At 72.0% G+C, this 24,867-nt stretch carries 17 protein-coding genes; 8 read left to right on the top strand and 9 right to left on the bottom strand.

Annotated features, from left to right (window positions below; genetic code table 11):
• The first annotated feature begins 60 nt into the window (after window positions 1-60).
• From ABD371_RS27825 to ABD371_RS27810, 4 genes are all read left to right on the top strand, one after another.
• On the top strand, window positions 61-1,059 hold the full coding sequence (locus tag ABD371_RS27825; protein ID WP_344482653.1) for a Bug family tripartite tricarboxylate transporter substrate binding protein: 999 nt from the start codon (window positions 61-63) through the stop codon (window positions 1,057-1,059).
• Window positions 1,060-1,207: 148 nt separating this feature from the next.
• Window positions 1,208-1,663: a tripartite tricarboxylate transporter TctB family protein gene (locus ABD371_RS27820; RefSeq protein ID WP_344482650.1), complete on the top strand. Its 456-nt coding sequence runs from the start codon at window positions 1,208-1,210 to the stop codon at window positions 1,661-1,663.
• A complete protein-coding gene (locus ABD371_RS27815) occupies window positions 1,663-3,213 on the top strand; it encodes a tripartite tricarboxylate transporter permease (protein WP_344482647.1) in 1,551 nt (516 codons plus the stop codon). The genes ABD371_RS27820 and ABD371_RS27815 overlap by 1 nt, the downstream gene beginning before the upstream one ends.
• Entirely contained in the window at window positions 3,210-4,370 is a 1,161-nt protein-coding gene (locus ABD371_RS27810; RefSeq protein WP_344482644.1) for an MFS transporter, read from the top strand. The genes ABD371_RS27815 and ABD371_RS27810 overlap by 4 nt, the downstream gene beginning before the upstream one ends.
• A gap of 67 nt (window positions 4,371-4,437) precedes the next feature.
• On the opposite strand, the gene ABD371_RS27805 is transcribed toward ABD371_RS27810, so the two are convergent.
• Window positions 4,438-4,938 (bottom strand): carboxymuconolactone decarboxylase family protein, encoded by a 501-nt coding sequence (locus tag ABD371_RS27805; RefSeq protein WP_344482641.1) that lies wholly within the window; start codon window positions 4,936-4,938, stop codon window positions 4,438-4,440.
• A 96-nt stretch (window positions 4,939-5,034) separates the two neighbouring features.
• Here ABD371_RS27805 and ABD371_RS27800 point away from each other — a divergent pair, with 96 nt between their 5' ends.
• Entirely contained in the window at window positions 5,035-5,970 is a 936-nt protein-coding gene (locus ABD371_RS27800) for a pirin family protein (protein ID WP_344482638.1), read from the top strand.
• Window positions 5,971-6,002: 32 nt separating this feature from the next.
• The gene (locus tag ABD371_RS27795; RefSeq protein ID WP_344482635.1) at window positions 6,003-6,344 is read left to right on the top strand and encodes a GNAT family N-acetyltransferase; all 342 of its coding nucleotides are present in this window, start codon (window positions 6,003-6,005) and stop codon (window positions 6,342-6,344) included.
• On the opposite strand, the gene ABD371_RS27790 is transcribed toward ABD371_RS27795, so the two are convergent.
• Genes ABD371_RS27790 through ABD371_RS27765 form a run of 6 tightly spaced genes read right to left on the bottom strand, consistent with a single transcriptional unit; the run spans window position 6,316 to window position 19,282 of the window.
• A complete protein-coding gene (locus ABD371_RS27790) occupies window positions 6,316-7,452 on the bottom strand; it encodes a cytochrome P450 family protein (protein ID WP_344482632.1) in 1,137 nt (378 codons plus the stop codon). The two genes, ABD371_RS27795 and ABD371_RS27790, sit on opposite strands and share 29 nt — an antisense overlap.
• Entirely contained in the window at window positions 7,449-8,426 is a 978-nt protein-coding gene (locus ABD371_RS27785; RefSeq protein WP_344482629.1) for a methyltransferase, read from the bottom strand. The genes ABD371_RS27790 and ABD371_RS27785 overlap by 4 nt, the downstream gene beginning before the upstream one ends.
• 2 nt (window positions 8,427-8,428) lie before the next feature.
• Entirely contained in the window at window positions 8,429-15,766 is a 7,338-nt protein-coding gene (locus ABD371_RS27780) for a non-ribosomal peptide synthetase (RefSeq protein ID WP_344482626.1), read from the bottom strand.
• Entirely contained in the window at window positions 15,763-16,335 is a 573-nt protein-coding gene (locus ABD371_RS27775) for a DUF6875 domain-containing protein (RefSeq protein ID WP_344482623.1), read from the bottom strand. The genes ABD371_RS27780 and ABD371_RS27775 overlap by 4 nt, the downstream gene beginning before the upstream one ends.
• Complete coding sequence (locus ABD371_RS27770) at window positions 16,329-17,597, bottom strand: FAD-dependent oxidoreductase (RefSeq protein WP_344482620.1); 1,269 nt, start codon at window positions 17,595-17,597, stop codon at window positions 16,329-16,331. The genes ABD371_RS27775 and ABD371_RS27770 overlap by 7 nt, the downstream gene beginning before the upstream one ends.
• Window positions 17,594-19,282, bottom strand: a complete 1,689-nt coding sequence (locus ABD371_RS27765; RefSeq protein ID WP_344482760.1) for a non-ribosomal peptide synthetase — start codon at window positions 19,280-19,282, stop codon at window positions 17,594-17,596. Before ABD371_RS27765 ends, ABD371_RS27770 begins: the two co-directional genes overlap by 4 nt.
• A gap of 398 nt (window positions 19,283-19,680) precedes the next feature.
• On the opposite strand from ABD371_RS27765, the gene ABD371_RS27760 reads away from it, so the two are divergent.
• Window positions 19,681-20,613: a ParB/RepB/Spo0J family partition protein gene (locus tag ABD371_RS27760; RefSeq protein ID WP_344482617.1), complete on the top strand. Its 933-nt coding sequence runs from the start codon at window positions 19,681-19,683 to the stop codon at window positions 20,611-20,613.
• Here ABD371_RS27760 and ABD371_RS27755 read toward each other — a convergent pair.
• Entirely contained in the window at window positions 20,521-21,864 is a 1,344-nt protein-coding gene (locus ABD371_RS27755) for an MFS transporter (RefSeq protein WP_344482758.1), read from the bottom strand. The genes ABD371_RS27760 and ABD371_RS27755 overlap by 93 nt on opposite strands.
• 8 nt (window positions 21,865-21,872) lie before the next feature.
• Window positions 21,873-23,027, bottom strand: a complete 1,155-nt coding sequence (locus ABD371_RS27750; protein WP_344482614.1) for a sulfatase — start codon at window positions 23,025-23,027, stop codon at window positions 21,873-21,875.
• A 174-nt stretch (window positions 23,028-23,201) separates the two neighbouring features.
• Here ABD371_RS27750 and ABD371_RS27745 point away from each other — a divergent pair, with 174 nt between their 5' ends.
• A complete protein-coding gene (locus ABD371_RS27745; protein WP_344482611.1) occupies window positions 23,202-24,866 on the top strand; it encodes a B12-binding domain-containing radical SAM protein in 1,665 nt (554 codons plus the stop codon).
• The last annotated feature ends 1 nt before the right edge of the window (window position 24,867 follow it).

The following is a 24,867-nucleotide window of genomic DNA, read 5'->3' as shown; positions in this document are numbered from 1 at the left end:
CCGCCGTCTGTATACATTCCGGTTCTCCAGACACCCCGTCGGAGAGACAAGGAAGTCTCCATGAAGATCACCCGCATCACCGCCGCGGCGGCGGTCGCTGTCCTTGCCCTCAGCGCATGCGGCAGTGGCAGCGACACATCCTCGGGCGCAGGGGCCAAGGCGAAGGCGCTCGACCGTCTGGAGATCATCGCGCCCGCGGCTCCCGGCAGCGGCTGGGACCAGGCGGCCCGCGCGGTCCAGGACTCGTTGAGGTCCGCCAACCTGGCGAAGGCCGCGGAGGTCAAGAACGTCCCCGGCGCCTCCGGCACCGTCGCCCTCGCGCAGGTCGCGCCTCAGAAGGGCAAGGAGAACCTCTGGGTCGCCTCCGGCCTGGCCATGATGAGCGGCGTCATCAGCAACGGGACCGACGTCACCCTCGACGACCTCACTCCTCTCGCCCGTCTCATGGGCGAGTACGAGGTCATCGTCACGCCCAAGGACTCGCCCTACAAGACGGTCGGCGACCTCTTCGCGGCGATCAAGAAGAACCCCAAGTCGGTCTCGATAGCCGGCGGTTCCGCCGGAAGCGCCGACCACATCTTCATCGGACTGCTCGCCAGGCAGTACGGAGTGAAGCCCTCCGACGTCAACTACGTCCCCTACAGCGGTGGCGGCGAGGCGACGACGGCGATCCTCGGCGGCAAGGTCCAGGCGGGCGTCTCGGGTCTCAGCGAGTTCTCCGCCCAGGTCAAGGACGGCTCGATGAACGGCCTCCTCGTGTCTTCGGCCAAGCCCGTCGAAGGGGTCGAGTTCGCCCAGACCGCCGCCGACGTCGACACGTCCCTGGAGTTCCAGAACTGGCGCTCGATGATGGCCCCGAGCGGTGTGAACGACGCGCTCAAGACCCAGTACGTCGAGGCGCTCAAGAAGATGCACGGCTCGCAGGGCTGGAAGGACACCCTGCAGAAGAACGCCTGGAACGACAACTTCCTCACCGGTGACGAGTTCACGGCATGGCTCAAGGTGGAGAACACCCGGGTCCAGGGAGTTCTCGACGAGCTCGGCCTGTCCAAGAAGTGAACTGAGAACAGCTGTGGGCGCCCGCCTCGCACGGGCGCCCACCACCCCGGCATGAGAAAGGCCTCCCATGAGCACCTCCCCTACAACGCCGGAACACGCCCCGGCCCCGCCCCGCGACCAACGAGGTGTGTCGCTCGGCGAATGGGGCGTGACAGCCGGAATCCTCGCCATCGGAGTCGTCACGCTGCTCGACGGCCTCGGACAGGCGACCTCGACATCCGCCTCGGGCGTCGGAGCGGGCTTCATGCCCAAAGTGGTCGGAGTGCTGCTCATAGCGCTCTCCGTGGCACTCGGCATTCAAGTGGCGCGAGGCAAGCGCGGTGAGGCCGACGCGGCCGAGGGCGATGTCGACGTCCGCAGCACCAGGTGGGTCCCCCTCGCCGTCTGCACGGGCGCCGTGCTGATCTTCATCGCCGGCGTCGACACCCTCGGATACGTCATCGTCTCCGCGCTGGCGTTCTGGCTCACCGCGTGGGCCCTCGGGGCCCGGAGCCATCTCAAATCTGCCGTCATCGCGATCGTCCTCTCCGTCGTGGTGTATCTCGTCTTCACCCACGCCCTGGGCATCTCCCTGGCCGCCGGTGTTCTGGAAGGGGTCCTCTGATGTCGGGCTGGGAAGGACTTCTCCACGGACTCTCGGTCGCCGTCACCCCCGAGAACCTGCTCTTCGCTCTGATCGGCACCATCGTCGGAACGCTGATCGGCGTTCTGCCGGGCATCGGCCCCGCGCTGACCATCGCCCTGCTCCTGCCGATGACCTACGGGCTGGAGCCGGCCGCCGCGTTCATCATGTTCGCCGGCATCTACTACGGCGCCATGTACGGCGGATCGACCACGGCGATCCTGCTGAAGACCCCCGGCGAGTCCGGTTCGGTCATCACCGCGATCGACGGCAACAAGATGGCGCGCAAGGGCCGCGGTGCCGCCGCCCTGGCGACCGCCGCCATCGGCTCGTTCATCGCGGGCACCATCGCCACGCTCCTGCTGGCGTTCTTCGCGCCGTGGATGGTCGAGGTGGCCATCAAGCTGGGTGCCCAGGACTACTTCGCGCTCATGGTGGTCGCGTTCCTCACCGTCAGCGCGCTCGTCGGCAGCTCGCCCGTCCGCGGACTCGTCTCGATGGCGCTCGGCCTGACCGTCGGACTCGTCGGACTGGACTTCCAGAGCGGTCAGCAGCGCCTGACCTTCGGCCAGGTGTCCCTGCTCGACGGCATCGACACGGTCGTGCTCATCGTCGCGCTCTTCGCGATGGGCGAGGTGCTCTATGTGGCGGCACACCAGACAACGAGCCGCTTCGACATCATGCCGGTGAAGAAGGGCAAGCGGTGGATGTCCCGCGAGGACTGGGGGCGCGCCTGGCGGCCGTGGCTGCGCGGCACGTCCATCGGCTTCCCGCTCGGAGTCATCCCCGCGGGAGGTTCCGAGATACCGACCTTCCTCTCGTACACCCTTGAGCGCAAGCTGTCCAAGCGCCGGAAGGAGTTCGGACACGGTGCGATCGAAGGAGTGGCCGGACCGGAGGCGGCGAACAACGCCAACGCCGCCGGCACCCTCGTCCCCCTGCTGACCCTCGGCATCCCGACCTCCGCCACCGCGGCCGTCATCCTCGTCGCCTTCCAGCAGTACGGCATCCAGCCCGGCCCGCAGCTGCTGGACACCCAGTCGGCGCTCGTCTGGGGCCTGATAGCCAGCCTCCTCATCGCCAACGTGATCCTGCTCGGCCTGAACCTGCCGCTCATCGGCCTCTGGGTGAAGATCCTCAAGATCCCCAAGCCCTATCTCTTCGCCGGCATCATGGTCTTCGCGCTCCTCGGCACCTACGCCGTGAACGGCAGCGCCTTCGATGTGGGAGTGCTGCTCTTCTTCGGCGCCGCCGGCTATCTGATGCGCCGGTTCGGCTTCCCCGTCTCCCCGATGATCGTGGGAGCGATCCTCGGCCCCCTCTCGGAGGTCCAGCTCCGCCGGGCACTCGACATCGCCGGCGGCGACGTCACCACACTCGTGTCGACGCCGTTCACCATCGTCGTGTACCTCACGCTGGCCGCCGTACTGCTCGGCGGGTTCCTTCTGCGCAGGTCGGCACGGAACGCCACCCTCCCCGCAGCCGCCCACGACGACGAGGTTCCCGACGTCCGGGAGTCCTCGCACCGTTGAGAGCCCCCGCCGCCCTCCTCTGTCACTCCTTCCTTCTCCAGCTGGCCGCCTACATCATCCGGCCGACATCGGCCTACCGCGCCATCGAGCTGGGCGTCGACCCGAGCATGGTGGGGCTCATCGCGGCGAGTTTCGCTCTCCTGCCGCTCGTCGTGGCCGTGGCCATAGGGCGCTGGAACGACCGCGGCCACGTCGGGCCCAGCCTGGTCATCGGCGGTGTGCTGATGGCCGGGGCGGGCCTGGGGATCCAGCTGTGGTCCAAGGGGCTGACGAGCCTGCTGATATGGAACGCCGTCGTCGGCCTCGGGCATCTCCTGGCCGTCGTGGGCCAGCAGACGCTGGTGGCCCAGCTGGGGCGGGAGAGGCTGGACTCCGCCTTCGGCACGTACACCTTCGCCGCCTCCCTGGGCCAGGCGGCGGCCCCGCTGGCGCTCGCGGCCGTCGGAGGGAGCGCGGTGCTCCCGGACACCCGGCTCCTCTTCGCCATCTACACCGGCACCTGCGTGGTGCTGCTCGCCGTGACCCCTCTGCTGTCGTACGCCGGGAAGGCGGACCGGGGCCCCGGCACCGATCAGTCCCTGCGATCCGCCCTCCGCGTCCCCCGGCCGACCCGGCGCACCATGACGGGGGCGATGCTGCTCAGCATGCTCGTGCTCGCGGCGATCGACCTGATCCAGGTCTATCTGCCCGCCCTCGGGGTGGAACGCGAGATCCCGTCGGCGACCATCGGCGTCCTGCTCGCCGTGCGCGCCGCCGCGACGATGGCCTCACGGCTGGGCCTCGCACGGCTGACCGCCCGGGTCGGCCGGACCCGGCTCGCCCACCTCTCCACCATCGTCGCCGGCGCGGCCGTGGGCGCCCTCGCCGCCCCCGCGCCGGTCGTGGTCTCGGGGGCCCTCCTCGCCGTCGCCGGCTTCGCCCTCGGCATCGGTCAGCCGCTGTCGATGACGATCGTGACCACCGCCGCCCCTCCCGGCACCACCTCGACCTGGCTCGCCCTGCGCCTCAGCGGCAACCGCGTCGGCCAGTCCCTGGTCCCCGCCGCGCTCAGCGCCTTCACGGCCGGCATCGGGACGGGCGGCATCTTCGTGATCACGGGAATCGGGCTCCTCGGCACGGCGGCCACGGCACGGATCCTCATCGCCGACGATCCCTGACCCGGCCGGCCGCGCCCCGGGGGGTACGGGGTGCCCCGGCGTCCGGGCCGGGGCACCCCGTAAGGCGTCAGCGGGCGGGAGTCTCCCGTACCGGGTGCTTGCTCAGGATCGAGACCCGGTTGAAGGCGTTGATCGTGATCGCCGCCCAGACGACGGCGGACATCTCGTCGTCGTTCAGCACCTCCCGCGCCTCCGCGTACGCCCGCTCCTGGGCGAGTGCGTCGGCGGGGTGGGTGGTGGCCTCGGCCAGGGCGAGGGACGCTCGCTCGCGGGCGGTGAAGAGGCCGGTGTCGCGCCAGGCGGCGAGTACGCCGAGGCGACGGGGGCTCTCCCCGAGGCGGAGGGCGGTCCGGGTGTGGACGTCGAGGCAGAAGGCGCAGCCGTTGAGCTGGGACACGCGGAGGTTGACCAGCTCGACCAGGATCCGGTCCAGGCCGGCGTCGGCGGCTGTCGCGCGGACGGCTTCGGCGGTCTTGACCAGCGCCTGGTACGCGGCGGGGCTCTGCTTGTCGAGGTAGATCCGGCCGTTGGCCCGGCGGTCCTCCCCGGTCTGTGCCGTCTCGGTCACCTGTGCTCCTTCGCCTGTTGTCCCGGGTTGCCTTCGGGACTATGATCAACCACAATAGTTGAATTCGCAACTACTCAGGGGAGAGCGGGCCGGGAGATGGATCACACGGAGATCGAGGCCGGGGTCGAGGTCCTCACCGCGCGGGACGTCCCGCTGGGCGGACCGCGGGCGATGACCGTACGGCGCACCCTGCCGCAGCGGGCCCGGACGTTCATCGGGGCCTGGTGCTTCGCCGACCACTACGGCCCCGACCGGGTCGCCGAATCCGGGGGCATGGACGTCGCGCCCCACCCGCACACCGGGCTCCAGACCGTCAGCTGGCTGTTCAGCGGGGAGATCGAGCACCGCGACAGCCTGGGCACACACGCCTGCGTACGCCCCGGCGAGATCAATCTCATGACCGGGGGCCACGGCATCAGCCACACCGAGGTCTCCACCCCCGGCACCACCGTGCTCCACGGCGTCCAGCTCTGGGTGGCCCTCCCGGACGAACACCGCCACGCGCCGCGCGAGTTCCAGCACCACGCACCCGGGACGATCCGCGTCGACGGCGCGGAACTGCGGGTCTTCCTGGGCACTCTCGCCGGTGACACCTCCCCCGTGCGCACCTTCACCCCGCTCCTCGGCGCGGAGGTCCTGATCGACGCCGGTGCCACCGTCACCTTCGACGTCGACCCCGGCTTCGAACACGGACTCCTCGTCGACGAGGGCGACGTCCGCCTCGACGGAGCCCCTCTGCGCCCCGCGGAACTCGGCTACGCCTCCCCCGGCCGCACCACCCTGACCCTCACCAACGGCTCCGACCGCCCGGCCCGGACGATCCTGCTGGGCGGACCGCCCTTCGAGGAGCGGATCGTGATGTGGTGGAACTTCATCGGCCGCAGCCACCAGGACATCGTCGAGGCACGGGAGGAATGGGAGCGCGCCTCCGACCGCTTCGGCACCGTCGACGGCTACCCGGGCGAGCGGCTGCCCGCCCCCGCTCTGCCCAACGCCGTCATCACCCCGCGCAAGAACCCCTCCCCGCGCTGACCCCGGACCACCGGACCAAAGGAGCTTTCGCCATGAGCGAGCAGATCGCCGCCGCCCCCGTCGTCCGCCGCGTCGACGCGCGCCACCGCTACGAGATCCTCGTCGGCGACGACCGTGCCGGCCTGACCGCCTACCGGGACCGCGAAGACCGGCGGGTCTTCTTCCACACCGAGATCGACGACGCCCACGCCGGCCGGGGACTCGCCGCGATCCTCGTCGAGCAGGCCCTGACCGACGTCCGCGCCTCCGGGATGCGCATCGTGCCCGTCTGCCCCTACGTGGCCAAGTTCCTCACCAAGCACCGGGAGTTCGCGGACATCACCGACCCCGTCACCCCCGAGGTCCTCACCTGGCTCGACTCACAGAGGGGGTGAAGGTGACCGGGAGGGCCAGGGGGCCGCGGAACGTCGGGGCGTAGCCCCAGTCGACCTCGCCGCTCGGGATGTCCAGGGTCAGGTCCGGCAGGCGGCCGAAGAGTGTGGTGATCGCGATCTCCGTCTGGAGCTTCAGCAGATGGCTGCCCAGGCAGGTGTGCGCGCCGTGGCCGAGCGCCAGGTGCGGGCGGGCGTCACGGGTGAGGTCGAGGGTGTCGGGGTCGGGGAACCGGTCGGGGTCGCGGTTCGCCGCCGCCAGTGACAGCAGCACCACGTCGCCCGCTGCCACGCGGGCGTCCGCGATCGTCATGTCCTCGCCCGCGTACCGGTACTCGGCCACATGGTCCGGGGAGTCCAGGCGCAGCAGCTCGTTGATCGCCTGGGACCAGTCGATGTCGCCGGCGAGCAGGGCGGCTCGCCGGCCGGGGTGGTCGAGCAGGCGCAGGACGGTGGTGCCGAGGAACTGGATCGTGGTGATGTGACCGGCGCCGATCAGCGTCATGATCATCACTTCCAGCTCGTCCCCGGTCAGCGCGCCCGACTCGATCAGCCGCGTCGGCAGGTCGTCCCCCGGGTGCGACCGTTTGTAGGCCACCAGCCTCCGGACGTAAGCCAGCATCTCGGCCAGCTTCGCCTCGTCGCGCGGCTGCTGGAACTTCGCTCGGTACCACATGTCCAGCACGTCGGCGGCGGGCGCGCGCTCGGCTTCCGGGACGCCGAGCAGGTCGTGGACGACGGCGACCGGGATCTCCCGGGTGTACTCGGCGACGAGGTCCGCGCGCCCCCGCCCGGCGAACGACCCGACGGCGTGCGCGCAGGTCCGGGCGGTGCGATCGCGCAGGCGGGACACCGCGGCGGGGGTGAACGCCGCGGCGACGAGCCGGCGGAGCCCGGCGTGTTCGGGGTCGTCCAGCTGGGACAGACCGGGCGGGTGCGGGTCGGGGTTGACCGGGGCGCCGCTGCCCAGGCGGCGGTCCGCCAGGCAGGCGCGGACGTCGTCGTACCGGGTCACCAGCCATGTCCGGCCCGGGACGTGCGGGTCGTCGACGGGGCAGACCGGGTCGTGCTCGCGCAACCAGGCGTAGCCCGGGTACGGATCGGCGGTCACGACGGCCGGCCGGCGATCAGCAGTTTCTCCAGCGGGGACGCGGCGAGCGGCACAACGCGTGTCTCGGTGAGCCCGGCCTCGCCGAGCCATGCCGCGAGGTCGGTGTAGCGGTGCACGCCGCCGCCGTGGCCCTGCCACAGGGTCAGGTCGAACATGCTGAGGTATCCGGTCGCGGCGGGGCCCAGCCCGGCCGGCGGTTCCCGGTCGTGGTCAAGGATGGCGATGCTGCCGGTGGGGGACAGCGATTTCGCCGCCCGCCGGAACAGCTCGCGGCATTCCTCGGGGCGGTGGCCGTGCAGGACGTTGAACAGCAGCACCAGGTCGTGCCCGGAACCCAGGTCGTCGGTGAGGTAGTCGCCCGCCCGCGCCGTCACCCGGTCCGGCGGGGCGTCTTCGCGGAGGGCCCTGATCGTCTCGGGCAGGTCGAAGACGGTGACCCGCACGTCCGGGCGACGGCGGCACAGTTCGAGGGCGTGGTCGCCGTGGCCGCCCCCGATGTCCAGGACGGTCGCCGCGGGAGGCAGCGCGGCGGCGATGTCGTCGGCGAGGTCCACGGCGGCCCCGGCGAGCATCCGGCGCAGGCGGGCCCCGCTGGCGGGGCGCTCGCTCAGCCAGGTGTAGAAGCCGCGGCGGGGTGTGCCGGTACGGATGGTGTCCTCGATGTCGGCCCAGTGCTCGAACAGGACCTCGTGCCAGAACAGTTCGGCGTCCACCGGGCCGGGCGTCACGGCGGTCGTGACCCCGTCCTCGTCGTGCCGCAGATAGCCGAAGGTCACCAGGATGTTCACCAGGCTGCGCACCCCGGCGGGGTCGCCGCCGATCGTGGTGGCCAGCTCCTCGACGGGCAGCGGGCCGGGTTCCAGCGCGGTGAACACCCCGAGCCGGACACCGGCGATCATGGCCCGGTACCCGGCCGCGCCGAGCCGGTCCAGTACCGGAGCCGGGACACCAAGGGATTCTTCGGGCAATGGCATGATCATCCATTTCCGGAAAGCGCGCCGGCACCGGTGAGGTGGTCCAGGTGCCTGCGCAGCATTCGCTCGTTGGCCGGGGGGAACTCCACCCCCGCCTCGGCCGCGGCGGCCCAGGTGCGGGAGCAGTCGAACCGCGGGTGCGGGCGGGGGCGTTCGGGCAGGGAGAAGGCGAGCGGGGCGAAGGGCCCGGCCGGGTCGGCGAGCATCCGCTCCCGCCATCGGCGGTACGGCGCCACCTCGGTCGGGTGACCGGCCGAGGTGAGGGCGGCGGCGAGGGCGGCACGGGTGAGGCCGCCGTCGCCGTGGTAGTGGTGGTTCCGGGAGAGCTGGTCCGGGGTCTGTGAGAGCGCGACGATCGCCGCGGCCACCGTGTCGACGGGCACCATGTCCAGCACCTCGGCGGTGTCCGGGACGATGCCCGCGGCGACGCATCCGGTGAGCCAGCGGCTGAACGCGGAGCGCGGGTCGGCGGCACCGGTGGCGGTGTCGCCGACGATGGCCGCGATGCGGTGGATCGAGACGGACAGGCCGTGGCCCCGGGCGGCGGCGGCCATGGCGTCGGCCACCCATTTGCTGAGGTCGTAGCCGCTGGTGAGGCCGCTCGGGTCGGTGGGAGTGTCGGCCTCGGTGACGACGCGGCCGTCGTGGGCGTCACCGAGGAAGACGCCGAGGGTGGAGATCAGGTGCAGCGGGGCGCCGCTGTCGCCGGCCAGGCGCAGGATCGTGGCGGTGGCGTCGACGTGGGCGGGTTTGAGGGTTTCGTAGGGCGCGGCGAAGTGCGGGACGGCGGCGTTGTGGTAGATCGCGTCCACGGCTCTGAGGGTGTTGTGATCCTCCGTGGACAGACCGAGGCCGGGTGCGGACAGGTCGCCGGGGACCGGGATCACGCGGTCGGTGACCGGCAGCCGGTCGATCGAGCCCTGGCGGACGAGGCAGTGGATCCGGGCGTCGGTCCGGGCCAGGAGCCGGTCGAGGAGGTGGCGGCCGAGGAAGCCGGTGGCGCCGGTGAGCAGGATCCGGCGCGGCGTGCCGGCCGGGGGGACGCCGGGCCGGTGGACGGTGCGGGGACGGATTCCGGGCGGGGGGACGGCGTCGGCGCGCAACCGGTCGACCGTGGGCAGGTCCGCTGCCGGGGCACCGTTGTCGACGGCTGCCGCGAACGCCGCCACGGTGGGGGAGGTGAACAGTGTGCGCATCGGCACCGTGACGCCGAGGCGGTCGCGGACGGCGGCGAGGACGTGGGCGGCGATGAGCGAGTGCCCGCCGATGGCGAAGAAATCCGCGGTGCGGTCCACGTCGGACCGGTCGAGAACGGTGGCCCAGATGGCGGCGACGGCTCGCTCGGTGGCGGTCCGGGGCGGGTCCGCCGGGACTGTGAGGTCGGTGGGCTTGATGGGGGGTTCGGGGAGGGCGGCGGTGTCGACCTTGCCGTTGCTGGTGGTGGGGAGGGCGTCGAGGACGACCACGGTGTCCGGCACGAGATGCGCGGGCAGGCGGTCGGCGCAGAAGGCGCGCAGGCCGGTGACGTCCGGGGCGGCGACCCGCGGATCGGGTGCGTTCCGGGTGGGGGTGGCCCCGGCCGGGACGCCGGCGTAGCCGATGAGGCGGTCGCCCCTGGCCACCACCACGGCCTCCGCGACGGCCGGGTGCGCGGCGAGCACGGCCGCCACCTCCCCCGGCTCCACCCGGTTGCCGCGGATCTTGATCTGGTCGTCGGCCCGGCCGACGAATTCGAGCGTGCCGTGCGGGTTCAGCCTCGCGAGGTCGCCGGTCCGGTACATGCGGGTCCCGGGGTCGCCGTACGGGTCGGCGAAGAACGCCGCCGCGGTCTCGGCCGGCTTGCCCCGGTACCCCCGGGCGGGTGCCGTCCCTCCGATGTAGATCTCGCCGACCACGCCGACGGGCACCCGGCGCAGTGCCCGGTCCAGGAGGTGGACGCGGACGTTGGGCAGCGGGCGGCCGATCGGCAGCCGGGTGGGGTGCTCGCTGCCGTCGACGGTGCGGTGGCTGGTCGCGCAGACGGTGGCTTCCGTCGGGCCGTAGTGGTTGTGGAGGGGGATGCCGTGCTTCGCCCACGCGCGGACGGCCGCCGCCGGGACGATGTCGCCTCCGACCATCATGATCTCCAGCGGGAGGCGTTCCCCGCCGAGATCGGCCACCCAGCGCTGCCAGAGGGGAGCCGCCGTGTCCACCGCGGACAGTCGGTGCTCGACGCAGAGTTTGAGGAGGTCCGGTCCGGTGAGGCCGCCCGGGTCGGGGTGGATGACCAGGGTGGCCCCGGCCGCGAGGACCGGGAAGATGTCGCCGAACGCGGCGTCGAAGTGCGGGGGCGGGACCATGAGGAGGCGGTGCGCGGCGGTGAGGCCGTGTTCGGCGATGAACGCGGTGGTGAGGTTGAGGAGGGTGTCGTGCTGTACTTCGACGCCCTTGGGTTCGCCGGTGGAGCCGGAGGTGTGGACGACGTAGGCGAGCTGGGACGGGTGGATGGGCGTGGGTTCGTGGTGGCCGGTGGCGGGGAGGGTCTCGCGGGTCAGGACGGTCCTCGCGCCACTGGCGGCGATCAGGGCGTGCCGGCGGGAGGCCGGCTGGGCGGGGTCGATGGGGACGAAGCATCCGCCTGCCTTGAGCACACCGAGGATCGCGATGATCGCGTCGGCCCCGGAGGGGATGGCGATCGCCACCGGGTCCTCGCTCCGGACGCCGGTCTCGCGCAGGTGGCGGGCGACGGCTGAGGATCTGCGGTCCAGGTCGCGGTAGGTGAGGGGAGCGGCGGCGAGGTCGAGGACGGCGGTGGCGTCGGGGGTCCGGGCGGTGCGGGCCGCGATCAGGTCCACCACGGTCGTGGCGGCCGGCCGGGTGCGGACGGCCGGGCCGGTGGACGGCGTGTCCGGTCCGTCGGGGAAGGCGGGCCCGGGCCGGGTGCCGAGGGCGGTGTGGACGGCGCTGTCGGCCGGGGACAACAGGTCCAGGCGGGAGAGCGGAAGACCGGGGTCGCGGGCCACGGCCGCCATGACCGCCAGCACCTGGTCGGCGATCCTGGTGATCGTGTCCGCCTCGTACCGGTCGGTGCGGTAGTCGATGAGGGCGGGCCAGTCGCCCTCGCGTTCCCTGAGGTGGAGGGTGAGGTCGAAACGGCTGGTGGCCCGGTCGATCGGCAGCGGGGTGGCGGTCAGGCCGGTGAAGGTGACGGGGGCCGTCTCGCGGTTGAGGACCAGCATCGTCCGGAACAGCGGGTGGTCCTCGCGCGGGGTGGGGACCGCGGCCAGGATGTCGGCCAGGGAGATGTCCGCGTGGTCCATCGCGTCGGCCACCACCCGGGTGGCGTCGGCGAGCAGGTCGCGGGGGGTGGCTCGGCGGTTCGTGCGGAGCCGGAGCGGGAGGGTCGTGACGAACATGCCGATCACGTCGTCCCACCCGGCCGGGCGGGTGCTGACCGGAGCGCCGACGACGAGGTCGTCACCGCCGTCCCGGGTGGAGGAGACGATGGCGAAGACGGCGAGGAGACCGGCGAAGGTGGTGGCCCGCTCGCCCCGGCACCAGGAGGCGAAGCGGCGGGCGAGTCCGGCCGGGACGGTGAACCGGTGGGTGGCACCGGGGGCTGCGCCCGTGCGGCGGGGGTGAGCCGGGCCCGGGCGGGATTCCGGGCGGGATTCCGGGCGCGGCGACCCGCCCGGCGCGGGGGCCCGGGCCGTGCCGTACGGGTGGTCCGGCGAGGGTCCGGAGGCGGACGGGGCCTCGCGGAGTGTTTCGGACCAGAATTCGATGGTTCGCCGCCGTGGACCCACGGCCGCCGGCGCGGGGACCGGCGGTCCCGGTGCGCCGGTCCCCGCCCCTGCCCCCGGCCCCTGGACGTCCGTGGCACCGGACAGGGGCAGGGGCGGGGAACTCGGATCCGCGGTGGTCAGGGACGTCAGCAGGATCGATATCGATGTGTCGTCGCAGATGATGTGGTGAGCGGTGATCGCCAGGAGACGGGTCGTGGGGGCGGTTCTGATCAGATGGGCTCGCACCAGCGGACGCAGGGTCAGGTCGAAGGGGCGGTCGGCGTCCTGGGCGGCCAGGCGTTCGGCCTCCGGCCACGGGTCCGCGTGAGCGCTCAGGTCGGTGGTGCGCCAGGCCCTCGCCGGCAACTCGTCCGTGTAGGGCACCGCGCTCAGCCTCGGGGTGTCGTCATGGACGACGACCGCCGATCGCAGGACGGGATGGGCGGCCAGGGTGCGGGCGAATCTGGCGCGCAGCTCCGCCTCGTCGAGCGCGCCCTCCAGCCGGAACGCGGCGTGCACGACGTAGGCACCGTCGTCCCGGCCCGCCTGGTGGATGATCCACAGTCCGTGCTGCGGGCCGGACAGCCGTCCCGGTGTCACCGGCCCCGGGATCTCCGGGTTCTCCGGGATCTCCTGAGTGCCGGGACCGCTCCGGCCCGTGTCGATCGCGGCGGCCAGGGCGGCGACGGTGGGATGGGCGAACAGGGTTCTGATCGTCACCTCCACGCCGACCGACGCCCCGATCCTGGCGACGGCCTTCACCGCCGCCAGGGAATGGCCGCCGGACAGGAAGAAATCGTCGTCGCGGTTGACCGGGCGGGCCAGCAGGCGCGCGAAGATCTCCGCGATCGTGGTCTCCAGACCCGGGCGGGGAGCAGCGGCGACGGCGTCCTCCGCCGGCGGGGGCAGAGCGCGTACGTTCAGCTTTCCGGAGCTGGTCAACGGGAACGCGTCCACGGACACCATCGCCGACGGCACCAGGTAGGCGGGAAGGACACGGCTCAGCCGCTCCCGCACCCCCGGCCAGCGGGGCTCCCCGGCGGCCGGGATCACATAGGCCACCAGCCGGTCGCCGTCACCGGCCACGCGGGCGTCGGCGACCTCCGGGTCCGCCCGCAGCGCCGCCTCCACCTCGGCCGGTTCCACCCGGTGACCACGCACCTTGAGCTGCGCGTCCACCCGCCCGACGAACTCCAGGACACCGCCCGGCCGACGCCGCGCCAGGTCGCCGGTCGCGTACATGCGCGCACCGGGGACCGGCGAGAACGGGTCGGCGACGAACCTCGTCGCCGTCCGGCCGGGCGCGCCGAGATAGCCGCGCGCCAGCGGGAAGCCGCCCAGGTACACCTCGCCGACCACGTCGTCGTCAACCGGTCGCAGGCCCGCGTTCAGCAGACGCACGGCCACGCCGTCGAGCGGGTCGCCGATGCCGAACCGGCCGCCTCGGCGCACCCGCTCGGCGGTCGACCAGATCGTCGTCTCGGTCGGGCCGTACGTGTTCCACAGCTCGGCCCGGCCCAGCGGCCCGGCCAGCGCCCCGGCCAGCTCCGGCGTCAGCACCTCCCCGATCGACACCCGGACCCGCACGCACTCCGGCACGCCCCCGGCCGCCACCAGCACCGCCCACACCGACGGGGTGACCTGGACGACCGTGACCGCCTCGGCCGTCAGACGCCGGGCCAGCGCGGGGCCGTCCACAACGATCTCCGGTGGTACGGCCGCCACCCGGGCCCCCACCGTCAGCGGCCCCACCAGTTCCCACACCGAGATGTCGAACGCCGGGGAGATCATGGCCGCCACCACGTCCCCCGCGCCCAGCCCCACCAACGCCGTCGACCGGGCCAGCATCCCGGCCACCGCGCGGTGCGGCACGCCCACCGCCTTCGGGCGGCCGGTCGACCCGGACGTGTGGAGCACATACGCCAGCGAATCGGGGGCGATTCCGGGATCGACGCGCTCGAACTCCTCGGGCAGGTCCGGGATCCCGGTCAGCACGACGCGGGCGGCCTCGGTGACGGCCCGCCGCCTCGGCTCGGGCCACAGCGGTTCCACCGGCACGTACACCGCGCCCGCCCGCCAGATCCCGAGGACGGCCACCACCAGGTCCGTGCCGCGCGGCAGGTCCACCGCGACCCACGCCTCCGGCCCGGCGCCCCTCGCCCGCAGCACCGAGGCCAGCGCGGCCGAGCGGCGCTCCAGCTCGGCGTAGGACAACTCCCCCACCGCGAGGCCGTCCGCGTCGAACCGGATCATCTCCAGCACGGTCGACGGCGGCGGAGCACCGGCCGGGCCGGCCGGCCCGGCCACCGAGGCGGCCACCGCCGAAGACCCCGCCGTCAAGGCCGACAACCGGCGGTCGGGGTCGGCGCACGCACGGTCCAGCAGGGCCAGCAGCCGCCCGGCGAAACCGTCGACCGTCGCACCGTCGAAGAGGTCCGTGTCGTGTTCGGTGACCACCGCCATCTCCGCGCCGCCGGACTCCACCATCAGGGTGAGGTCGACGTCGGCCGTGCCCGTGTCCGGTGGCATCCGGTCGGCCCGTACGCCGGGGAGCACCACCTCGGGCGGGTCCTGCATCACGAGGTGCGCCTGGCACAGCGGCGCGTGGCTCGGGTCGCGGGACGCGCCGGCCGCCTCGACGATCCGGTCGAACGGGACCGCCGCGCCGCCCAGTCCCGCCGCGACCGCGCGGCGGGCCCTGGCCACCAGCTCGCGGAAGGTCGGGTCGCCGCCGATCCCCACCCGCAGCGGCACCGGGTTCACGAACATTCCGACGACTCTGGCGAACTCCGGCCCCGGCCGCCCGGACCACAGGGTGGCGACCACCACGTCGTCCTGCCCCGCCGTCGTGCCCAGCGTGGCGGCGTACGCGGCCTGGAGCACGACGAACCGGGTGGCGCGCGTGGCGCGGGCGAGCGCGTCGACCCGCGCGGTGAGCCCCTGGGGGACGGCGTGGCGGCGCAACTCCCCCCGGAAGGCCCGCATCCTCGGGCGGGGCCGGTCGGTGGGCAGGGTGAGGAGGTCCGGCGCACCGTCCAGGTCGGCCACCCGGCGGGACGGGTCGTGGTCGACGGCGTCCGGCGGTGCTCCGGGGTCCGGCAGCGGCCGGGCCGGGTCGGCGTACAGGGCGCTGATCTCCTCGCACAGCACCGACAGTGACGTACCGTCGACGACCGCGTGATGCGTGTTGATCACCAGTACGTGGTCGGTCGGCGTGATCCGGCCGAGCCGGATCCGGAACAACGGCCCGGTGCGCAGGTCGAACGGCTCCCGTGCGGCCCGCGCCGCGAACGCCTCCGCGCCCGCGTCCGCGTCCGTGTCCGGCACTGTCCGCACCACGACATCCGCGGTGCCCACCGGCCCCACCCGTCCGACCGGCTCGCCGTCGACCTCGTCGAAGGTGGTTCGCAGCACCGGGTGCCGGGCCACCACCAGATCCGCCGCGCGCCGGAGCGCGTCCACCGACACGGGGCCGGCCAACCGGAACACCGCGGGGTTGTTGTGCAGGGGTGCGCCGTCGGCGAAGGCCTCCAGGAACCACAGGCGCCGGGCCCCGGGCGGGAGCGGGGCCGTCATCGGTGCGCTCCCCGATCTCCGAACCGGCTCCGGTAGGCCGCCAGATACTCCGGGTCGTCCCGCAGGAACGGCGTGTCGGCGGCCACCATGTGCCGCACCGCCAGCAGGGGCAGCGGGCTGCGCATCGGCCGGAAGTCCGCGTTCCACAGGCCGGGCGCGGACGGCGGTCCCGGGTGGAACTCACCTATCATCAGGCCGCGTTCCACGAATCCGGGCTTCAGCTCCCGCTGTGTGCGGTCGATCTCCCCGGGCGGGACGTCCGGCAGCACCACCAGGACCGTCCGGTATCGGGCCTGCGGCCCCTCACGCGGCGGCAGGTCGGGGAACCAGTCGCGGTAAGCGGTCATCACCGCCCGCAGATCCGGCCGCCCGGGGTGTACGGCGAGGAAGAGCCCGCCCCGTTCCAGCGAGAGCGCCGTGTACGGGCAGACGTCGCCGCCCCGCCCCAGATCGGGGTGCGGCCGGCACAGATAGGACCGCGCCCACGCCAGCACCACCTCGGCGGCGGCGGGCAGGTCCGGGTGATCCGGTTCAAACAGCGCGACGTCACCCGCCGGATGGCTCAGCATCTACCGCTCCGCTTCCGCCGCGCCGCAGCGAGCAGCGCGACTCCGCCGAGCCCGGCGAGTCCGCCGAGGAGGCGGTCCTGGCGGCGGGCCCGGGCGAGCGCGTCGCCGTACGGGAGGCTGCTGTGGCTGATCATCGCGTACAGCGTCCGCCACCCCGGCAGCAGGCGGCCGAGCGCGAAGTCGATCCGCTTGCGGGCCAGGAACACCGGCGACCGCACCCGGTCGCGCAGCTCCACGAAGTTGCGCGCGGACAACTCGGCGAGCACATCGGTGTGCGGGCGGCGGCGGGCCTCGAACGCGGCGAGCGCTTCGTCCAGGGCGTGCTCGGCGAGACACGCGTCGAGCACCGCGCAGTCCTCGAACGCGGCGTTCATCCCCTGGCCGTAGAACGGGAACACGGCGTGCGCGGCGTCGCCGACGAGGACGACACGGTCGTGCTGCCACGGCGCGGTGCGCACCGACACCAGGCTGCCCGGCTCGTGTGCGAGGAACTGCGTGACCAGGTCCGGCACCAGATCGGTCAGGTCGCCGAACTCCTCGGCCAGGAAAGCCCCGGCCCGCGCCGGGTCGCGCAGCCCCGAGAACCCGGTGTCGCCGTCGAACGGCAGGAACACGGTGCCGGTCAGTGTTCCGTCCGGGTTGGGGTGCGCCACCACCAGTCCCCGGCCGCTCGGCCACACGTGCAACGCCTCCGGCCGGTCGACGGCCGGGATGGTGAACTCCCGGTAGCCCCAGTCCAGATGCGTCTGGTGGAACTCGGCGTGCACCCGGCGGTGCAGGTGCGTGCGCACGGTCGAGTACGCGCCGTCCGCGCCCACGACGAGATCCGCCGGGAACGTCCGGGCCGGGGTCCGCACCTCGGTTCCGGCCAGGCCGGTGACGCGGTGCCCGAACCACAGCCGCACCCGGGGAACCGATTCGGCGGCGTCGAGCAGGGCGATGTTGAGGTCGTGGCGGCGGACCGAGTGCAGTACCTCGGTGTCGTCCGCGCCGTAGGGCTGGTAGGCGACCCGGCCGCCGTGGTGGACGATCCGCCCGCGCATGGGAACCGCTTTGGCCAGGGCCTTTTCGAGGAGGCCGATGTCGCGCAACGCCGCCCGCCCGCGTTCGGACAGCCCGACGCTGATCGACGCGGCGTCCGGGCCGTCCGTGCCGCGCGGGTCGCCGCGCCGCTCCACCACGTCCACCCGGTGGCCGCGGCGGGCCAGCCGGATCGCCAGCATGGTTCCGGCCATGCCCGCCCCGACGATGACGACGTTCATGTCCGGCCCCCGGCGGAGTCCACCGAGGCCATCGGGTCAGCCGGGGCCACCGGGGCAATCGGGTCCGCCGCGGACAGGACTTTGGCGAGATCGGCGGGTGTGGAGGCGTCGAACACGGTGGCCACGGACGCGTCGACGGCCAGTTCGACCCGGATCCGGCTGACCAGCGCGGTGGCCATGAGCGAGGTGCCGCCGAGGGCGAAGAAGTCGTCGTCCGGTTCGACCGAGTCCACCGACAGCACCTCGGCGAACAACAGGGCGAGGTCGTCGGCGAGCGCGCCCGACGCCCGCGGCGCGGGCTCGGCGAACGCGGCCCGGTCCAGTTTTCCGCTGGGGGTCAACGGGAAGTGCCCGACCACCTCGATCATGTCCGGGACGAGGTGGGCCGGCAGCCGCCCGGCGAGGTGCGCGCGCAGGTCCGGCACGCTCGCCCCGCGCGGCACCACATAGCCCACCAGGTACGCGCCGAGCGGTCCGGAGTGGGCCACGACCGCCGCCCGCGCCACCGCCGGGTGAGCGCCGAGCGCGGCCTCCACCTCCGCCGGTTCGACCCGGTGGCCGCGGATCTTCACCTGATCGTCGGCCCGGCCGAGGAACAGCAGATCACCGTCCGGCAGCACACGGACCAGGTCGCCGGTGCGGAACATGCGGGACCCGGGCGGACCCCACGGGTCGGCGACGAACCGCTGCGCGGTCGGCCCGGGGCGGCCCAGATAGCCGCGCGCGACCCCGGCACCTCCGATGTACAGCTCGCCCTCGGCGGCCGGGGCGCACTTCTCGTCCAGCACCCGCAGTTCGGTGCCGGGGATCGCCGCCCCGATCGGCACCACCGGGCCGCCGGTGAGCGGCGCGCTCATGGTGGCGCACGCGGTGGTCTCGGTCGGGCCGTAGGCATTGATCATCCGGCGGCCGGCGGACCATCGGGCGACGAGGTCCGGGGCCGGCGCCTCCCCCGCGACGATCAGGCAGACGACCGAAGGCAGCGCCATGTCCGGCTGGGCGGCGAGCGCGCTCGGCGGCATGCACACATGGGTGACGCCGTGCTCGGCGACGAACCGGGCGAACGGTTCACCGGGCGGAAGGCCCTCGGGCGGCGCGAGAACGAGCGTGGCCCCAGTGAGCAGCGCCATGCACAGATCGGCGACGGCCACGTCGAAGCCGACCGAGGCGTACTGGAGCACCCGGGCACCCGGTCGGGCGTCGAAGCGTTCCCGCTGCGCCGCGACGAGGTGAGCGATCCCCGCATGGGGAACGACCACGCCCTTGGGTTTTCCGGTCGAGCCGGAGGTGTAGATGACGTAGGCGGCGCACGCCGGATCGGGATCCGCCGCCGGGGCGGCGGACACCGCCGCGGCCTCCAGCGCCCGCAGTTCCCCCGGCGTCAGCACCAGCGCGGGACGGGCGTCGGCGAGCAGGGCGGCCACCCGGTCCGGCGGCTGGGCGGGGTCGACCGGCAGATACGCGGCTCCCGCGGCGAGTACGGCGACGACGGCCACCACCATGTCCGTGCCGCGCGGGATCGCGACGGCGACGATGTCGTCCGGCCCGACCCCGCGGTCCCGCAGTCCGCCCGCCACCGCGGAGGCGCGGGCGTCGAGCCCGCCGTAGGAGAGCGTGCCGTCGGCGGCGACCACCGCGATCGACTCCGGGTCCCGGGCGACCTGGCGCCGGAACATCCCCACCATCGTCTCGGGCGGTAAGGGATTCACCTTATTCAATCGCGCGTCCACTGCGTTTTCACACTCCGTGACCCACGGAAATCCATTAGGGGAACGAGGGGAACTCTGTCCCATGACGCGGATTGGTGTCAACGAGGTGGACGAGGTTCTTGCCCCGGCGCTCGCCCGATGCACCGACCTCAATGGAAATTATGAGAACTTGCTCATGGAGGTTTTGTGTCGCCACTCTGTTCGGCACAACAACCTGGCCAGTATCTTATAGCCGCTTCCCGATACCTGATCATTTAGCGCTGCCGAGCACGGCCACGTCGTGCCCGAAATAGGTTGGCCCATCTGGAGGAGTTCGGATGCGCGAGACATCTCCGTGTACGCGATCAATGGACACGCCACCGACGTTCGTGCCGGTGGACCAGCTGACCGAAACGCGTCTTCTGCGGGTCGCCGGCTCCAGTCCCGACCACGTCAGCGCGCTCGCGCAGTGCTCGGACGACCTCCCGCCGATCCTCGTGCACCGGCCGACCATGCAGGTGATCGACGGGGTGCACCGCCTGCGCGCGGCCAAGCTGCGGGGGGACGCCACCATCGGCGTTCGGTTCGTCGACGGCACCGAGGAGGACGCGTTCATGCTGGCCGTGAGCGCCAACGTGGCCCAGGGCCTGCCGCTGACGCTGGCCGACCGCACCGCCGCCGCCGCGCGGATCCTCTCGTCGCATCCGCACTTGTCGGACCGTCTGATCGCATCGACAGCCGGGTTGTCCAACAAGACGGTGGCCGCGATCCGACAGTGTGCAACCGGGGAAATTACTCAGTTGCACGCCCGCCTCGGCCGCGACGGGAAAGTACGGCCGCTCGACGCCTCCCACGGACGCACGATTGCGAGTCGGGCGATTTTGAACAACCCAGATCTTTCGCTGCGGGAGATCGCCCGAATCGCCGGAATATCGGTCGGCACCGCCCGGGATGTCCGGGAAAGAATGCGCCGCGGCGAGGATCCTATTCCGTCGCGGCATCGCCTTTCCGCCGGACACCGCGCGGAAAACAACGCACCGGGCAGCGGCACCGGCGGCGACAGCGGCGCCAACCGCACGCCTCGCGCCGAACGGGACCGGTTCCTGCTCTCGCTGCGCACCGATCCGTCGTTGCGGCTCTCCGAGATCGGCCGCGCGCTCCTGCGGCTGCTCGACGCCAACACCCTCGACGCCGCGCAGTGGGACCGCCTCGCCGCCGCCGTCCCCCAGCGCTGGTCACCGGTGGTCGCCGACCTCGCCACGGACTGCGCGGCCGACTGGTCGGCGCTCGCCTGCCAGGTCCGCGGCCAGGACCGCGTCAGCGCGTGAGTCCGGCGCGCACGCCACGGCGATCGCCGCCGCCAGCTGGACCACCGCGAACAGCGCGATCACCGGAAACAGCGCCGAGGAGCCACCGGTGACCGCGACCGCGATCAGCGGCAGGAAGCTGGAGATCGTGACGCCCACCTGGTAGGTCACGGCGATCGCGGAGAACCGCACCATGGTCGGGAACAGATCCACCAGGAACGCCGCCAGGGCACCGTAGATCGCGCCGTGCGCGACGGTCAGCGCGAGGATGAACACCAGGGCGACCAGCGTCGGATCACCCGAGGACAGCCAGGCGCCCGCCGGGACCATCGCCACCACCGCGACCGTGTAGCCGAAGATCATGACCCGCCGGCGGCCGAACCGATCGGACAGCGCCCCGAACACCGGCAGTGTCACGCACTCTCCCAGGGCCGCGATCATCAGCCCGGTCAGCACGGTCGACCGCACCTCCGGCCCGGCCTTCGCCGCGTGCGCCACCAGGAACACGGTGAACATCGCGATCACCGACCCGGTGCCGAGCGAGGCGAGAATGCCGATCACCACGCGGCGCGGCCACCGCCGCAGCACCATGAGCACCGGCACTCGGGCGGCGCGGTTCTCTGCCCGGCCGCGCACGAACTCCGGTGTCTCCTCGATCCCCAGCCGCACCCAGATGCCGATGCCGACCAGGACGCTCGACGCCAGGAACGGCAGCCGCCACCCCCAGGTCAGAAAGTCCTCCTCGGGCAGCTTGGAGATCAGCACGAAGGTCAGATTGCTGCCGAACAGCGCCACCGCGAAGCCCATCGCGGGCCAGCTGCTGAGAAAGCCCCGGCGTCCGGGCGGTCCGTGTTCGGTGCTGAGCAGCACCGCGCTGCCCCATTCGCCGCCGATGCCGATGCCCTGCGCGACGCGCAACGTCACCAACAGGACCGGCGCGAGGACTCCGGCCGTTTCATAGGTGGGCAGCAGGCCGATGCCGAACGTGGCGACGCCCATGATGAGCAACGTCCACACCATCATCGCCTTGCGGCCCACCCGGTCGCCGAAGTGGCCGAAGAGCAGGCCGCCCAGCGGGCGCGCGACGAACCCGGCGGCGTAGGTGGCGAACGACGCGAGCACACCGCCGGCCGTCGACGATCCGGGGAAGAACAGCGGGCCGAACACCAGCGCGGACGCCGTCGCGTACAGATAGAAGTCGTACCACTCGATGGCGGTGCCGATCGTGCTCGCGATCAGCACCCGGCGGACCGAACGGGGCGACGAGGCCACTGCCTGCGTCACGCGTCCTCATCGGACACGAGAAGCCGCCCTCCGAGCTCGTGGGGATCGGCGGCGAGGTCGTAGGCCCACACCTGCCGCCCGTCCGCCTCCCAGATCACCTTCCGGCCGTCCGCCCGCACCGCGTGCAGCGCCTTCAGATCCGGGTAGTCGTCCGAGGCGGCGGCCCGCTCCTGCGGGAAGTAGGTCTCCGAGTACGCCTCGCGGGACGCCCCGGTGCCGCCCGCGAAGAACTCGGTCAGCGAGGCGCCGTCCGAGGACAGCGGGTCCAGCCCGAGCTGGTCGAGCACCGTCGGCATGATGTCGACCAGCCGCACCTGGCTGTCCACGCTCATCCCCGCCGGCACCCCGGGACCGCTGATGATCAGCGGCACATGCTGGGTCGCGTCGAACAGCAGACAGCCGTGGCCCTCCTCGTACGGGTGGCCGAGGTCGCCGGCGTGGTCGTTGGGGTACCACCCGGCCAGGTCCTCGCCGTGATCGGAGAAGCACACCACCAGCATCGATTCGATGTCGTGGCCCATCTCGGCGATGCGGCGCAGCAGGAGCTGGACGTAGTGGTCGGTGTAGGCGATCTCGCCCTCGTACGGGTTCGCCACCTCGACGCCGACGTCCTCCGGCGGCTCGTACGGCCAGTGCGCGTCGAAGAAGTGCGCGAAGAGGAAGAACGGGCCGTCGCCGTCGAGCGACTGAAGCCAGCGGGTGGCGCGTTCGACCACCACCGGCGCGCGCTTGAGCGCCAGCCCGCGCAGCTTCACGTCGCCGACCGACAGCGGGTCCCGGCCGTCCGGCAGCAGCGGGATCTCGTCGTCGTAGAAGTCGAACCCGCGGTCGATTCCGTACCACTGGTTCAGGCCGGGGCAGGACACCACCGCGCCGGTCGTGTACCCGGCCGCCGAGAGGCGCTCCGCCAGTGTCGGCACCCGCTTGTCGAGCGCTTCGCGGAACAGGTGTCTGACGCCGTGGCGGGGTGGCTGGAGCCCGGTGAACACCGTGGCGTGGCTGACCGGCGTCAGGGGGCACGACGAGATCGCCTGCGTGAAGCTGACCCCGCTCGCACGCAGCCGCTCCACGCCCGGGTACTTCCCCGAATAGGCGACGTCGGCGCGCACGGTGTCCAGGGAGATGAACAGGATGTTCGGCTGTGTGGTCACCGGGATTCCCTCTGTATTCCTCTGTCGACGCCAGCGGCACCGAAGGCTAGCAACGGGCTCCCCGCGTACGACAACGACCAACAGCGGGGCATGAACACCAGTGCCGAACAGCACATCCCGCCAATACAGTTACCTGGCGGAGCGTCCACGACCGTGACGCAAGGGAGAATTCACATGGCGCGCAAGTTATCCCTGGCCCTTGAGCTGTATGCCGATGCGAACGGCACCGTCGATCAGCGCTACATCGATCAAATGCGCAACCAGGACTCCGAACCGGTGCCGGTCGATCCCTCGCTGCCGAGGTTCACCCTCATCGTCGGGCCCTCGCCGTTCACCATGCCGCGCGGCTGGGAGTTCTTCCTCACCTCACCCTACGAGGGCGCGACATACATCTCGACCGTGCTGCACAACGCCGGGTACCCGGTGCGCATCGTCGACGTCCGCTACACCCCGAACCCGCTGCAGGCGGCGTACAAGCAGATCAACGAAGGCACCGACGTGCTCGGTATCTGCACGTTCGAGGACAACTTCCCGTTCTGCCGCGAGCTGATGGCGATGGTCCGCGATGCGCACCCGGACATACCGATCATCTGCGGCGGCTCGCTGGTCACTTCCGTTCCGGCGATATTCATGTCGGACACCGACTGCGACATCGCGGTGATCAGCGAGGGTGAAATCACCATCCTGGAACTGATGGAGAGTTACGCCCGCGGCTCGTGGAAGCAGGATCTCCCGACCATCAAGGGCATCTGCTACCGGGACGAAAAGGGAAACGCGCGCCGCACTCCACCGCGCGGCCAGATGATGGACCTCGACGCGCTGCCCAGAATGCGGCTCGACCTGTGGCCCCAGTCGCGGTCGCCGCTCGGCATGCAGCCGCAGGTGATCTCCTCCTACAGCCGCGGCTGCAAGATGGACTGCTCGTTCTGCTATCGCACCACCCCGCAGGTGCGGGCGAAGTCGCCGGAGAAAATGGACCGCGACCTCGACTGGCTGAAAACCCAGTACGGCGTGGACTTCTGCTTCTTCGTCGACCTCACCTTCAGCTCGCACCGCGGCCAGACCATCGAGATGTGCGACGTGATCTCCCAGCACGATCTGCGGTGGACCTGTCTGACCCGCTGCGCCGACATGGACGTACCGCGCATCAACGCGATGCGGGACGCGGGTGCGGACATCATCCTGTACGGCGTCGAGTCGCTGGGCTCCGAGGTCCTGCGCGAGGCCCGCAAGGGCAGCAGCGAGAACCTGACGGTCCGCGCGATGCGCACCACGTTCGACGGCGGCGTGCGGTTCGGCTCGCTGCTCATCGTCGGTCTGCCGAACGAGACCGAGGAGTCCCTCTCGCACATGGTGCAGTTCGCCGAGCAGTACAACCATGTGACCCGGGTGAAGTACCTGTCGGCCATGCCCGGCACCACGGTGTACCGGGACGCGGTGCAGAACAAGATGATCCGCACCGAGATCGACCATCTGAACTGGCTGTCGGTCGAACAGGCGCTGCACGAGGACGAGTTCCTGAACGTGAGCGGGCTGCCCGAGCAGGTCTGCCGGGACGCGTACAAGCGGGTGTACGACGCCTATCAGCCCGGCCCGGTGATGGACTTCAAACACTGGCCGGAGCACTTCCAGTACTTCCACCCGCAGCCGGCCGACGGTACCGAGCGGTCGACGTCGTACTCCGGGACCGGCTGGCGCGCGAAGTGGAGTTCCGCCGCCGCGCCCCTGGTTCCCGGTTCCGAACGGTACACACTGGACAAGGTGGCCGACGCCGAGGTGGCCAAGGTCGGGAGCACCCTGATGGACTGCGGCGCGAAGAAGCTCGCGGTCGAGGCCTGAC

This window comes from Streptomyces amakusaensis, assembly GCF_039532665.1.
In the GTDB taxonomy this organism is placed as follows: domain Bacteria; phylum Actinomycetota; class Actinomycetes; order Streptomycetales; family Streptomycetaceae; genus Streptomyces; species Streptomyces amakusaensis.
This window is presented reverse-complemented; position numbering and strand designations above follow the sequence as displayed.

Coding starts and splice junctions, on each gene's coding strand:
- ABD371_RS27825 (WP_344482653.1), top strand. CDS start 61: ATGAAGATCACCCGCATCACCGCCGCGGCGGCGGTCGCTGTCCTTGCC.
- ABD371_RS27815 (WP_344482647.1), top strand. CDS start 1,663: ATGTCGGGCTGGGAAGGACTTCTCCACGGACTCTCGGTCGCCGTCACC.
- ABD371_RS27800 (WP_344482638.1), top strand. CDS start 5,035: ATGGATCACACGGAGATCGAGGCCGGGGTCGAGGTCCTCACCGCGCGG.
- ABD371_RS27795 (WP_344482635.1), top strand. CDS start 6,003: ATGAGCGAGCAGATCGCCGCCGCCCCCGTCGTCCGCCGCGTCGACGCG.
- ABD371_RS27785 (WP_344482629.1), bottom strand. CDS start 8,426: ATGCCATTGCCCGAAGAATCCCTTGGTGTCCCGGCTCCGGTACTGGAC.
- ABD371_RS27780 (WP_344482626.1), bottom strand. CDS start 15,766: ATGACGGCCCCGCTCCCGCCCGGGGCCCGGCGCCTGTGGTTCCTGGAG.
- ABD371_RS27775 (WP_344482623.1), bottom strand. CDS start 16,335: ATGCTGAGCCATCCGGCGGGTGACGTCGCGCTGTTTGAACCGGATCAC.
- ABD371_RS27770 (WP_344482620.1), bottom strand. CDS start 17,597: ATGAACGTCGTCATCGTCGGGGCGGGCATGGCCGGAACCATGCTGGCG.
- ABD371_RS27765 (WP_344482760.1), bottom strand. CDS start 19,282: ATGGTGGGGATGTTCCGGCGCCAGGTCGCCCGGGACCCGGAGTCGATC.
- ABD371_RS27745 (WP_344482611.1), top strand. CDS start 23,202: ATGGCGCGCAAGTTATCCCTGGCCCTTGAGCTGTATGCCGATGCGAAC.